Raw genomic sequence first — 12,397 nt, 5'->3', positions numbered from 1 at the left:
GTCACTTGTAGGCGGCGAACGCCTTCGTGAAGGCGAACGGCTCCTGGACGATGGAGCTGCACGTGGCGTCGGCGTGGTTCTGCGCGCCGCCGGGGCACTGCTTGTCGCGGGTGCCGGACCACATCGACAGCCAGCCGATTCCCTTGGCCTTGGCGAAGTTCACGAGCTGCGTGGCGTCGTCGACCTTGAAGATCTCGGTGGTCACGTCGTTGACGCCGATCATCGGGGTGACGGCGACCGTCTTCCAGGCGGCGCTGTCGGACAGGCCGAGGACGCTCTTGATCTGGGCCTGGGTGGCGGTGGCGGCCTGTTCGGCGTAGGTGCCCATGTCGCCGCTGTAGGCCGGGCCGTAGTCCATGGCCATGATGTTGACCGTGTCGATCCGCACGCCGTTCTTCCTGGCGTCGGCGAGGAGACTGACGCCGTCCTGGGTGAGGCCTTCGGGCATCACCGGGAGGGTGAAGGAGACGTCCAGGTCCGGGTGGCGCTGCTGGAGCTCGGCGATGGCCTGGGCGCGGCGGGTGTTGGCCGCGGTGTTCGGCAGTGCGCCGCCCTCGACGTCGAAATCGACCTTGGTGAGCCGGTAGGTGTCGACCACCTTGCCGTAGGCCGCGGCCAGCGCGTCCGCGGAGGAGCAGGCGGTGGCGAGTTCGCTGCCCGCCGCGCCGCCGAAGGAGACCCGGACGTCGCCACCCTTGGCGCGCAGGGCGCCGATCTGTCCGGCCACCGCGTCGTTCGCCAGATCGGTGACGCCGCCCCACTTGGGGGTGCAGCCGCCGCCGTCGGTGACGAAGGCGAGGTTGTAGTCCTTCACGCCGGTGGCCTCGGCCGCGGCCACCAGGTCGAACGCCGGGTAGAGGGAGGTGTCGACGTACGGGGCGAAGCCCGCGCCGGAGGGGGTGCCGGTGCCGGTGCTCTCCGAGGGCCTGGGGGACGCCGTGGGGGTCGGGGCGGTGGTCGTGGGGGTCGGCTTCGCCGTCTGGGAGGGGGTCGTGGTGGGTGTCGGTGACTGGGTGGGGCTCGGGGTGCGGGTGGGGCGGCCGGTCGGCTCGGGGGTGGCGGTGTCGTCCGTGGAGCACCTGGCGCCGTCGATACGGCAACCGGTGGGGTCACCGGCGCCGTTGACGACGAAGCCCACGGTGACCGTCTCGCCCGGGGCCAGCCCGTCCTTGTCCCAGGCGGGCGGGGAGACGGTGACGTGCTGTCCGCTCACACTGGACTCGCCGTTCCACAGGGAGCCGAGCCGCGACCCGGCGGGCAGGTCGAACTCCAGGGTCCAGTCGGCCTTGGCCTGACCGGTGTCGTTGGTGACGACGTACTGCCCGGTGTATCCGGTGGACCAGTCGCTGGTCCTGGTGTACGCGGCGCCGACGCCGGCCGCCTGGGCGGTGCCGGTGAACAGGAGCGCGCCGCCGCCCGCCACGGCCGCGGCGACGACACCGCCGATCGCCTTGTTCCTGCCGCTGATCCTGCGCCGGTGCGTGCTCATCGCGTGGTGCCTCACTGCTCGGGGGTGGGGTGCGGCAGCACGCTAGCGATCCGGAATCGGGCAAAACTCCCCATCCAGGCCGGAGTTCAGGATCTTAGGGTGCGCTTAAGGAAGGGATCGGGACCGGTTAAAGGTCGAGGCCGTCCCGCGCGGCCGGCGTCGGCGCACCGCCCCGCGGTGGCCTCTGCGCACCGGCTCCCGGCCGTCCACCTGGATCCAGATCCGCACCTCGGTGCCGCCCAGCACCGAGCGGCCGATCCGTACGTCGCCGCCGGTGGACTCCGCGAGCCGGCGCACGATGTCGAGACCGAGGCCGGTCGAGCCGTCGCTGCCGGAGCCCCGGCCACGCGCCATCGCCGCCTCGGGGTCGGCTATGCCGGGGCCCGCGTCGGAGACCAGCACGATCACCGCGTCGTCGCCGTTGTGGACGTCGACCGCGAAGGCGGTGCCCTCCGGGGTGTGCCGGAAGACGTTGCCGAGCAGCGCGTCCAGCGCGGCGGCCAGGTCGGCGCGGGCGACGGGGATGCGCACCGGCCGGTCGACCCCGGCGAGGCGCACGGTACGTCCCTCGTCCTCGGCGAGCGCCGACCAGAACGCCATCCGCTCGCGCACCACCTCGGCCGCGTCGCAGCCGGCGCCCGGGCCGGGCGCGGTCGTCTGCGGTTTGGCCTCGCGGGCGGTGCGGATGATGGTGTCGACCTCGCGCTCGAGCTGGGCGACGGCGGCGCGGGTCTGCTCGGCGGCCGGGCCGTCGCCGAGCGAGGCGGCGTTGAGCCGCAGCACGGTCAGCGGGGTGCGCAGCCGGTGGGAGAGGTCGGCGGCCAGCTCCCGCTCGTTGGCGAGGAGCTGGACGACCTGGTCGGCCATCGAGTTGAACGCGACGGCCGCCAGCCGCAGTTCGGTCGGCCCCTCCTCCGGCACCCGGGCGCCCAGCTTGCCCTCGCCCAGCTCGCGCGCCCCTTCGACCAGGCGCTGCGCGGGCCGCACCATGCGCACCCCGAGCCGGTCGGCGACCGCGACCGAGCCGACGATCAGCGCGAGGCCGACCGCGGCGAGCACCGCCCACGCGGTGCCGACGCCCTTCGTGACGGCGGTGTCGGGGATGTACACCTCGACGACGGCGAACTTCCCCGAGCTGAGCGCGACCGGCTGGAGCAGCGCGGATCCGCCGGGCACCTCGGCGGTGGAGGCGCGGCCCAGCTTCCGGGTGGCGGCGATGTCCGCGTCGGCGGCCCGCTGCCGGCCGATCTCGACCGGTGCGGTGCCGCCGGCCGCCGCGTCGGCCGCCGGTATGTGCACGGCCATCCCGGCGTCGGAGCCGGCGGAGGCGACGACGCGTTCGAGCTGGGCGCGGTCGGTGGTGATGGACAGCGCGGGGGCGATCTCGGCGGCGTCCCGCTCGGCGTCGGAGAAGGCGCGGTCGCGGGCCAGCTCCTTGATGACGAGGCCGAGCGGCACGGCGAAGGCCACCACGACCATCGCGGTGACCGCGAGCGACACCTTGACCAGGGCCCACCTCATGGCGCCGGCTCCGCTCCCGGGTGCCGCACGGCCGGGACGTCCGACGAGGGCTCCAGCTTCACGCCGACTCCGCGCAGGGTGTGCAGATAGCGGGGGCGGGCCGCGGTCTCGCCCAGCTTGCGGCGCAGCCAGGACAGATGGACGTCGATGGTCTGGTCGTCGCCGTAGGACTGCTGCCACACCTCCGCGAGCAGTTCCCGGCGCGGGACGACCACGCCGGGCCGGGCGGCGAGGAAGGCGAGCAGGTCGAACTCGCGGCGGGTGAGGTCCAGCCGTACGCCGTCCAGTTCGGCCTGGCGGCGCAGCGGGTCGACGGTGAGGCCGCCCACCCGCAGCACCGGGGAGGCCGGGGTCTCACCCGCGCCCGCGCGGGAGCGGCGCAGCACGGCGGACATCCGCGCGGACAGGTGCTCCACGGAGAACGGCTTCGTCAGATAGTCGTCGGCGCCCGCGTTCAGCAGCCGGACGATCTCCGCCTCGTCGTCCCGGGCGGTGGCGATGATGACCGGGACGTCGGTGATGCCGCGCAGCATCTTCAGGGCCTCGGACCCGTCCAGGTCGGGCAGTCCGAGGTCCAGGACGACCACGTCGAAACGGTGATGGGCGACCTCGCGCAGCGCCTCCAGCGCCGTGCCGACACTGCGCACGGTGTGGGCCGCGTCGGTCAGATGCCGGATGAGCGCGGAGCGTACGAACTGGTCGTCCTCGACCACGAGCACACTTGCCATGCGCCGCACCGTACGCCATGCGGGCGACACGGGTCCGGGCCCTGTGGACAACCAGCGGGGTGTGGAAAACCCGGTGCCCGGTGGGGCCGTGGCCGTGACGGGTGGGACAGGGGTGGCGGTCGTGGGGCAGTATGGCCCGCGATGCTCAGAGGAGTCGTACACGTACTGGCCTGGACGCTCGCCACCGGCGCGGCGACCACGCTGTCGTGGTGGGGTGTCCACACGGTGATGGCGGGCACGGCCTACGATCCGCCGCGCGCCCTGCCGGTCGTCTCGGCCGAGCCGACCGCCGCGCCGGACGAGCCGCCGGCCACCTCGGCGAGCACCCGCCGCCCGGAGGCGTCGAAGAGCACCTCGTCCGCCACCCGCCGGCCGGACCCGGCCCCGTCCCGTACTCCGGCCGCCCGTCCGAGCGCGTCCGCGTCCCCCGCGACCGCGTCCGGCCGGGTCCGCAGCTACACCACCGAGGGCGGCCGGGCCGTGTTCGACCTGGGCGAGCGGTCCGCGACGCTGGTGTCGGCGACGCCGGGGGCGGGCTGGTCGATGCAGGTGTGGAAGACGGAGACGTGGATCCGGGTGGAGTTCGCCTCCGGCGCGGACCGGGTGTCGGTGTTCTGCACCTGGCACGACGGCCCGCCGCGGGTGGAGATCGGCACGTACTGAGCCGCGCGCCGCGGCCGGGGCCCGCCGGGGACGGCTCAGCGGAAGACGGAGGCCGGGGGCGCGGGTGAGGCGACCGCGGCGGCGTCCGTGACGGGGGCGGCGCCGCCGGTGAAGTCGGTGAGCGCCCTGCCGTGCTCGACCCGGGCCGGGTGCGGGTCGGAGGCGGCCCGGCGGGTCAGCTCGGCGACCGGCAGGGGCAGGTCGGAGGCGACGAGCACGGCGTTGCCGAACCGCTTGCCGCGCAGTACGGCCGCGTCGGCGACCAGCGCCAGCTCGGCGAACCGGGCGGCTGCGGTGGAGATCTGGGCGCGCAGATGCGCGAGGGGCGGGCCGTCGGCGATGTTGGCGGCGTAGACACCGCCCGGCTTGAGGGCCCTGCGGACCTCGTCCAGGAACTCCGTCGAGGTGAGGTGGGCGGGGGTGCGGGCGCCGCTGAAGACATCGGCGATGACCAGGTCGGCCCAGCCGTCCGGCACCTTGGCGAGCCCTTCACGGGCGTCCGTCGAACGCACCCGGATCCGCGCGGTCGGCGCCAACGGCAACTCCCGGCGGACCAGTTGGACGAGACGCGCGTCCCGCTCGACGGCCTGCTGGGTGGAGCGGGGACGGGTGGCGGCGACATAGCGGGCCAGGGTGAGGGCGCCGCCGCCGAGGTGGACGGCGGTCAGGGGCCTGCCGGGCGGGGCGGCGAGATCGATGACATGGCCGAGCCGCCGCTGGTACTCGAAGGACAGAAACGCCGGATCGTCCAGATCGACGTGCGACTGCGGCGCGCCGTCGATCAACAACGTCCAGGCCCGCGCCCGGTCCCGGTCCGGTATCAGCTGCGCGAGCCCCCCGTCGACGGCCTCGACGACAGCCTCGGCAGCGACCGACGCCCGCCGGGACTTCCTGGACTTTCCCATTGGACCATTATCGGCCCCGATGTCCTTGGCTGCTCCGGTGGCCCCCGCGGTCAGCGACAGCTGTCCGCCGCCTCGATCATGCGGGCCGCCTCGCCCAGGGCCCGGCGCAGGACGGCGGGGTCGGTCGCCCGGTCCGACTCGTCGGGCGGGAGGAGCCAGCAGGTGCAGTCGGCGCCCGGGGTGCCCGTACCGCCGGGGGCGGACTGCGGGGGGACGAGGCTCAGACCGCTGCCGTTGGTCTCCGTGCAGGTGCTGCCCGGGACGTCCCAGGCCGCCGCGGTGCCGGGCGGGACCAGGAAACCGAGGGTGTCGCCGTCGCCGTCGTGCAGCACGGGACCGACGCCGACACCGTCCCCGTCGCCGCGCCGCAGGATGTCGACCGCCTCCAGCCCCTGCCGGGCCGGGACCGTCACGAGGTCCCACGCGGCCTGCGGCGTGGCCGACGGCGTGTACGTGTCGATGCTCCGGCTGGTCTCCATCCCGGCCTCCACCACGGAACCCCTCCTTGCGCCAGCGGTTCGGGAGTCGGGCGGCTCCCGGTCCATCGTGTCCAACGCGGAAAGGCGTCAACGGCTACGGCGGAAATGCGCCGCAAAGGATGGCAGTTCATGGCAGATGACGGATGAGATATCCGGTTTGTAGCCAAACACAGCGTGGCGAACCCGCGACAGCAGGTACGTTCTTGCCCGCCGGAAATCAGGGCGTGACACCGATAAAGCCAGCAACATGGCAGTTTGGTCAACTCGCTCGATATCCGGCATGGTTCGACGGTTCGCACGAGAGGACCCGGCCATGACGTCGTCAACGGTGACCTCGTCTCAGCCCAGTCGGCCCCCGCGGCCGAATCTCGCCTTCCGACAGCTGCGCGGGCGGCGTTCGCCCGCCGAGTTCGCGGCGGCGGTACGCCGGGCCGCCCGGGAGATCGGCGAGCGGGTCAGCTGTGACGCGCGCTACATCGGACGGGTGGAAGCGGGCGAGATCCGTTGTCCCAACTACGCGTACGAGCGGGTGTTCCTGCATATGTTCCCCGGTCGCACGCTCACCGACCTGGGGTTCGCGCCCCGTTCGTCCGTCCGCGGACGCGGGGCGCGCGCCGCCGCGGACACAACCCCCGCGCACGACCAGAGCCCGGCGCACACCACCGGTGAGACGCGTGCGGGGTTTGAACCGTATGACCCGCAGTACCCGTACGACCCGCACATCGACTATGAGGAGAGCGACGTGCTGCGTCGCGCATTCATGACCGGCGGAGGCGCCACCGTCGCCGCCGCCTCGCTGAGCCCCTTCGGGCTCGCCCTCGACGCCACGGCCGCGCAGCGCCCCGTCCGGCGCGTCGGGGCGAGTGAGGCAAGCGCCCTGGAAGACGCCGTACGCCGGATCCGGCTGCTCGACGACCGGCACGGCGCCGACGGCCTCTACCGGCGCGCGGCGGCTCCGCTGCGCGCCGCGTACGCGCTGCTGGACGCCGGCGCGACCCGGCAGGCGACCGCCGACCGGCTGCACTCCGGCGCCGGTGAACTCGCCATCTCCGTGGGCTGGCTGGCGCATGACTCCGGCCGCTTCGACGACGCGCGCTCGCACTACGCGGAGGCGTTGGCCACCGCACGGATGACCGGTGACGACGCGCTGGAGGCGCACGCCTTCTGCAACACGGCGTTCCTCGCGCGCGACGCCGGGCGGCCCCGGGAGGCCGTGCGGGCCGCGCAGGCCGCGCAGCGCATCGCGCGCCCCCTCGGCTCCTCCCGGCTGATGTCGCTGCTGGCGCTGCGCGAGGCGGGCGGCTGGGCGGGGCTCGCGGACCGCGCGGGATGCGAACAGGCCCTCACGCGCGCGAAGGCCCTCTTCGAGCGAGGCTCCTCGGACGCGGACCCCGAGTGGATGAGTTTCTACGGCGAGGCCGAGCTGGAGGGTCTGGAGGCGCAGTGCTGGTCGACGCTGGGCGACTGGCAGCGGGCCGCGCGGCACGCGAGGCGGGCGGCGCGGCTGCAGGATCCGCACTTCACGCGGAACATCGCGCTGTACACCGCGGAGCTGGCGGACGATCTCGCCCGCGAGGGGCGGCCCGACGAGGCGGCGGTCGCGGGAATGCGGGTGCTGGACCTGCTGCATCAGGTGCAGTCGTCCCGGGTGCAGACGATGCTGGCGGGGACCGCGCGGGTGCTGCTGCCGCATCGGCGTACGGCCGGGGTGTCGGAGTTCCTGGATCGGCACGCGGGGTTGGCGCGTACGGCGTGAGGGGGCCGTTTCCCGGACGGTGACCGGAACCGGGGCCGGCCGGGGTGGGAGCGCAGCCCGGCGCAACGGGGTGCCTCCCCCGAGCTCTTCGAGCAGGGGGTACCCCCAGCGCCCACCCGTGCCGCCCCTGGGGGCCCCAGGCCCTTCGAGGCACTGGAGGAGGCACGACTGCCCGCAGCTACGCGAGGGCGCCCGCCCGGTCAGCCCGCCAGGTGACCCACATCGTTCCAGTTCTCGATCGCCGGTTCGCCGTACGCCCAGCCCAGGATGGACAGGGACGTCGGGTTGAGGCGGATGCGGGAGGCGAAGGAGATCGGCAGGCCCAGCCAGCGGGCGCCGATGGTGCGCAGGATGTGGCCGTGGGCGAAGACGAGGACGTCGCGGTCGGCCTCGAGGGCCCAGGCGACGACCTCGTCCGCGCGGGCGCTCACCTCGGCCAGGGTCTCGCCCTCCGGGACGCCGTCGCGCCAGATGAGCCAGCCCGGACGTATCGCCTGGATCTCGGCCGGGGTCATGCCCTCGTAGGCGCCGTAGTGGAACTCCATCAGCGCGTCCCAGGTCTGCGCGCGGTCCCCGAACCCGGCGAGTTCGCAGGTCTCGCGCGCGCGGGACAGCGGGCTGGTGCGCACCTCGACGCCGGGCAGGCCGTCGAAGGGCGCCCGGTGCAACCGCTCGCCGAGCAGCTTCGCGCCGCGCCGGCCCTCGTCGAGGAGGGGCACGTCGGTCCTGCCGGTGTGCTTTCCGGACAGCGACCATTCCGTCTGTCCGTGCCGGGCCAGCAGGATGCGCGGTGCCATGGATGACCTTTCCGGGGGAAACCAGAGGCGGAACACGTCCATCATCGCGCACGCTGTCTGGGGGCAACCCCGGGGGCGATCTCTGCGTCTTTCAGGGCCGGGGCGCCCGTGGGAGGCGCTATCTCGACACATGAGACGAAGGGGGAGGGCGATCGGATGCCGCAGTCCGAGTCACCAGGCATCGAGGCATCCGTACGGACCCGGCTGCGCTGGTGGACCGAGCTGCCGCTGATCCTCCTCGTGTACGCCTGCTATTCGGCGGGCCGGCTCCTCGCCCGCGGCGATGTCTCCACGGCCGTCGAGCACGGCCTGGCCATCCTGCGCATCGAGAAGGCCCTCCACCTCAACGCCGAGCACCCCCTGAACCGCCTGTTCACGCGGGAGGCCTGGATAGGCATACCGGCGGACTTCTGGTACGCCTCGCTGCACTACCTGGTCACCCCCGCCCTCCTGATCTGGATCTTCCGTTCGCGCTCCGCGCACTACCGCGCGGCCCGCACCTGGCTGATGACCTCGACCTTCATCGGCCTGATCGGCTTCACCCTGCTGCCCACCTGCCCGCCCCGGCTGCTGTCGGCCGGACACGGCTTCGTGGACACCATGGCCCACTACAGCGCGTACGGCTGGTGGGGCGGGGAGGCCAGCGCACCGCGCGGGCTGGGCGGCATGACCAACCAGTACGCGGCGATGCCCAGCCTGCACGTCGGCTGGTCGCTGTGGTGCGGGGTGATGCTGTGGCGGTACGGCGGGACGCGTCTCGCGAAGACCGCCGCCGTGGTGTACCCGCTGGTGACGACGATCGTGGTCATGGGTACCGCGAACCACTACTTCCTCGACGCGGTCGCGGGCGCCGCGGTGATGGGCGCCGGGCTGCTGCTCGCCCCGTACGTGATGCGCTGCGCGGACCGGGTCAAGGTCCGCCTGACCGCCCGTACCGCACCCGCCGCCGCACCCGTCACCACACCCACCACCGCACCCGCCACGGCGGTCGCCGTGGGCACTCCGTCCTCGATTGTCAGTGACGGATGCCAGACTTCGGCGGGTGAGCGAATTCCACGGCAGCGCGAGTCACGGTTCGGACCGGGAGCCGAGCCGAGTGCCGCACCCTCGGAGGCAGGGGGCGGCGCTCCGGCACCGGCTCGCTGAGCTGCGCGGTCCCGACGTACCGGCCAAGGCGCTCGACGCGCGTGCCCTCGCGGCGCTCGCCGCGAACCCGGGCTGCGCGCGACGCGCCGTCCTCGACGGGGCCGGGGTGGACAAGACGAGACTGGCGGACGCGCTCGGCTCGCCGTCCGCCTTCGGGCAGTCGCAGTTCGCCCTGACCCGGGGCAACGCGTTCGAGGCGCGGGTGAAGGCGGACGGCGGCGCGGAGCTGGTGCGGCTGGCGCACCGGAAGCTGGACCCGGGCGCCGAGCCGCCGGAGCGGGCGGCGGTGCCGGACCTGTCCGCGATCGGCCCCGAGGGGCGGGCCGCGCGTACGGCGCTGGCGCTGCGGGAGGCCGTCGAGGCGGGCGGCTGGACGCTGCTCGACCATCCGATGCTCGCCCTCGACGTGGCAGGGTCCCCGGCGTTCCTGGAGCCGGACGCGGTGGTCGTGCACCCGGACGGCAGCTGGACGGTCGTGGAGATCAAGTCGTTCCCGATGCTGGACGGCTCGGCGGACCCGGCGAAGGTGGGCGCGGCGGCCCGCCAGGCGGCGGTGTACGTGCTGGCGCTGGAGGAGGTCGCGGCCCGACTGGACCCGGCCCCGCGGGTGCGGCACCGGATCCTGCTGGTGTGCCCGAAGGACTTCTCCAACCTGCCCGCCGCCTCCGCCGTGGACGTGCGCAAGCAGCGCGCGGTGACCCGCCGCCAGCTGGCCCGGCTGACCCGCATCGAGGAGATCGTCGACACGCTCCCCGAGGGCACCTGTTTCTCCCCCGAGCTGCCGGCCGCCGAGCTGACCGCCGCCGTCGAGTCGGTCCCGGCGACGTACGCGCCCGAGTGCCTGTCCGCGTGCGAGCTGGCCTTCCACTGCCGCGAGCGGTCCCGCGCGGCCGGCGCGGTGACCTCGCTGGGCCGCGCGGTCCGCGCCGAGCTGGGCGGGCTGACCACCGTCGGCGCCGTCCTGTCGGCGGCCCGCGGCGAGACCGGCGACCCGGCCGACCCGGCGGTCGCCGCCCTCCGCCGCGCGGCCCGCCTCCGCGCGGAGGCCCTGGCCACCGCGAGCCCCGTGGCCACCGGAAGCGCCGAGGCCGCCGGAAGCGCCGTGGCCGCCGGGAATGCCGTGGCCACCGGAAGTGCCGTGGTCACCGGAAGTGCCGAGGACGCCGCCGCCCCGGAGGTCGCCCCGTGTCCCTGATCGCCACCCTCGCCCGGCTCGAGGCCGTCGACACCGGCCGGGCCCAGCCCGCCGCCACCGTGCGGCACCGGCATCTGTCCGAGCGGCCACTGGTCCTCGTGCCGCTGACCACCGCGGGTGAGGCCGGTGCGCCGCTCGGCGCGCTGGTCGGCACCGACCGCGACGCGCCCCGCCTGCTGGTCGTCCCGCAGCCGCGCGACCGCGATCTGCGGTTCGCGTTCCTGGCCGAACTGGCGGACATCGTGCTGCCGTACATCGACGGGTACGCGGACGCCGTCGAGGCCGCCGAGCGCACCGAGACCGACCCGGAGACCGGCAAGCGCGTCAAGGTCGAGGTGGACCTGTGCGCGGACGCGCCGCAGCTGATCGTGCCGAGCCGCGCGGGCATCGACCTCGTACGGCTGCTGGGGCGTTCCATGCGCTTTCGGCGTACGGCGGAGCAGGACCCGCAGACGCCGCATCCGGCGCCGCCCCGGGTGCCGCTGCTGGGCCGCTGGCTGACGCACTACGCGGAGCGCTCCCGGGTGCCGGGCTCCTCGCTGCTGCTGGCCGTGACCGAGGTGCTGTCCCGGCACTGGGCGACCGGTCAGTCCGGTCTGGAGGACCAGCACCTGGGCGCGCTGCTCTCCTGGATCGACCCGCCGGAGGGCGGCTCGGGCGCCGAGGCGGCGCTGCGGGCCGAGCTGGCCCGCGACGAGCGGGGCCAGCTGCTGTGCCCGCCGGCCGGCCCGGCCACCGACCCGGCGTTCGACAACAAGCTGCTCGCCCCGGCGATCGAGCGCTACGACCGCGCGCGGGGCGCCCTCGCCGCCGCCGAGGACGGCATGGAGGCCGACGAGCGGCTCGGTGCCGTCACCGCCGCCGAGCGGGAGATCCGCGCCCTGGTGGAGAGCGTGACGCGCCCGACCTGGGACGCGGTGTGGCGGGGCCTTGACCTGCTGCGGGCGCTGCCCGAGGGCGGGCACGTCGAGGAGCGCTGGACGCGCGACCGCTGGTCGTTCACCGGCCACCGCGACCGCGTGCTGTCCGGTGAACCGCCGCAGCCGCGCCACGACGACGCGGTGACCGCGGCGAACAAGCTGGCCACGCGGGAGCGGGAGCAGGCCCGTCTGGAGGCGCAGGAGGCCCTGGACGACCCGCTGGTGATGGCAGGCCGGCGGCTGGCCGGGGAGGCGTTCGCGGGCGAGGTCGTGGACGTCGAGATGGCGTACAGCGAGGGGAAGCGCCCGAGCCCCCGCCCACTGGTCACGGTCCGCACGGACGACCGGCCGCACCTCGGCGAGCGGGGGAAGGTGTACCGCTCGCTGGGCGGCAGGCCGCAGGCGGCGGAGTTCGTGGCCGCCGAGGAGGACGGCGCCCTGATCGTCCTGCGGATCCTCGACAAGATGGGCCGCGGCAAGGAGCCGGAGCCGGGTTCGGTGCCGGAGAAGGGCGACCGGCTGTGCTGGACGCTGTTCGAGCACGAGCAGCGCGGCGGCGCCAAGCTGCCCGACCCGGAGGACACCCCGTGGACGCACGGCGGACCGCCCGGTGAGGAGCCCGCCCCCGAACCCGCCGACCCCGTGACCGAGGAGGACCTGCTGTGACCGCCGAGGCCGCCACCGACCCCGGTACGCCGTCCGACCCCGAAGCCGCCACCGGCCGCGGTGTCCCCTCCGCCGCCGAGGCCGCCGACGGCACCCCCTTCGACCCGGCCGGCGCCGCCACGCGGGCCACCG

The 12,397-nt window shown here is 74.5% G+C and carries 12 protein-coding genes; 5 read left to right on the top strand and 7 right to left on the bottom strand.

Annotated elements, in window-relative coordinates; all coding sequences use genetic code 11:
• Window position 1: 1 nt before the first annotated feature.
• The 3 genes from ACIG0D_RS00930 to ACIG0D_RS00920 form a co-directional block, all read right to left on the bottom strand.
• Entirely contained in the window at window positions 2-1,489 is a 1,488-nt protein-coding gene (locus tag ACIG0D_RS00930; protein WP_399795464.1) for a cellulose binding domain-containing protein, read from the bottom strand.
• Between the two features lie 105 nt (window positions 1,490-1,594).
• On the bottom strand, window positions 1,595-3,010 hold the full coding sequence (locus ACIG0D_RS00925; protein ID WP_399795463.1) for a sensor histidine kinase: 1,416 nt from the start codon (window positions 3,008-3,010) through the stop codon (window positions 1,595-1,597).
• Window positions 3,007-3,738 (bottom strand): response regulator transcription factor, encoded by a 732-nt coding sequence (locus ACIG0D_RS00920; RefSeq protein WP_399795462.1) that lies wholly within the window; start codon window positions 3,736-3,738, stop codon window positions 3,007-3,009. The genes ACIG0D_RS00925 and ACIG0D_RS00920 overlap by 4 nt, the downstream gene beginning before the upstream one ends.
• Before the next feature lie 141 nt (window positions 3,739-3,879).
• Here ACIG0D_RS00920 and ACIG0D_RS00915 point away from each other — a divergent pair, with 141 nt between their 5' ends.
• Window positions 3,880-4,401, top strand: a complete 522-nt coding sequence (locus ACIG0D_RS00915; RefSeq protein ID WP_399795461.1) for a hypothetical protein — start codon at window positions 3,880-3,882, stop codon at window positions 4,399-4,401.
• 35 nt (window positions 4,402-4,436) lie between these two features.
• On the opposite strand, the gene ACIG0D_RS00910 is transcribed toward ACIG0D_RS00915, so the two are convergent.
• The 3 genes from ACIG0D_RS00910 to ACIG0D_RS00900 form a co-directional block, all read right to left on the bottom strand.
• The gene (locus tag ACIG0D_RS00910) at window positions 4,437-5,306 is read right to left on the bottom strand and encodes a spermidine synthase (protein WP_399795460.1); all 870 of its coding nucleotides are present in this window, start codon (window positions 5,304-5,306) and stop codon (window positions 4,437-4,439) included.
• A 50-nt stretch (window positions 5,307-5,356) separates the two neighbouring features.
• Window positions 5,357-5,800, bottom strand: coding sequence for a hypothetical protein (locus tag ACIG0D_RS00905; RefSeq protein WP_399795459.1), 444 nt, complete (start codon window positions 5,798-5,800; stop codon window positions 5,357-5,359).
• A 72-nt stretch (window positions 5,801-5,872) separates the two neighbouring features.
• Window positions 5,873-6,067, bottom strand: coding sequence for a hypothetical protein (locus ACIG0D_RS00900; RefSeq protein WP_399795458.1), 195 nt, complete (start codon window positions 6,065-6,067; stop codon window positions 5,873-5,875).
• Between the two features lie 31 nt (window positions 6,068-6,098).
• On the opposite strand from ACIG0D_RS00900, the gene ACIG0D_RS00895 reads away from it, so the two are divergent.
• The gene (locus ACIG0D_RS00895; protein WP_399795457.1) at window positions 6,099-7,541 is read left to right on the top strand and encodes a tetratricopeptide repeat protein; all 1,443 of its coding nucleotides are present in this window, start codon (window positions 6,099-6,101) and stop codon (window positions 7,539-7,541) included.
• Between the two features lie 200 nt (window positions 7,542-7,741).
• Here the strand turns inward: ACIG0D_RS00895 and ACIG0D_RS00890 are convergent, their stop codons facing one another.
• Complete coding sequence (locus ACIG0D_RS00890; protein ID WP_399795456.1) at window positions 7,742-8,338, bottom strand: histidine phosphatase family protein; 597 nt, start codon at window positions 8,336-8,338, stop codon at window positions 7,742-7,744.
• A 156-nt stretch (window positions 8,339-8,494) separates the two neighbouring features.
• Between ACIG0D_RS00890 and ACIG0D_RS00885 the strand changes: the two genes are divergently transcribed.
• The 3 genes from ACIG0D_RS00885 to ACIG0D_RS00875 are packed head-to-tail and all read left to right on the top strand — an operon-like array spanning window position 8,495 to window position 12,265.
• Complete coding sequence (locus tag ACIG0D_RS00885; RefSeq protein ID WP_399795455.1) at window positions 8,495-9,484, top strand: phosphatase PAP2 family protein; 990 nt, start codon at window positions 8,495-8,497, stop codon at window positions 9,482-9,484.
• Window positions 9,435-10,679: a hypothetical protein gene (locus ACIG0D_RS00880; RefSeq protein ID WP_399795454.1), complete on the top strand. Its 1,245-nt coding sequence runs from the start codon at window positions 9,435-9,437 to the stop codon at window positions 10,677-10,679. Before ACIG0D_RS00885 ends, ACIG0D_RS00880 begins: the two co-directional genes overlap by 50 nt.
• Complete coding sequence (locus tag ACIG0D_RS00875; protein WP_399795453.1) at window positions 10,670-12,265, top strand: hypothetical protein; 1,596 nt, start codon at window positions 10,670-10,672, stop codon at window positions 12,263-12,265. Before ACIG0D_RS00880 ends, ACIG0D_RS00875 begins: the two co-directional genes overlap by 10 nt.
• Window positions 12,266-12,397 lie beyond the last annotated feature (132 nt).

This window comes from Streptomyces sp. NPDC052773 (assembly GCF_044547145.1).
Taxonomy (GTDB): domain Bacteria; phylum Actinomycetota; class Actinomycetes; order Streptomycetales; family Streptomycetaceae; genus Streptomyces.
This window is presented reverse-complemented; position numbering and strand designations above follow the sequence as displayed.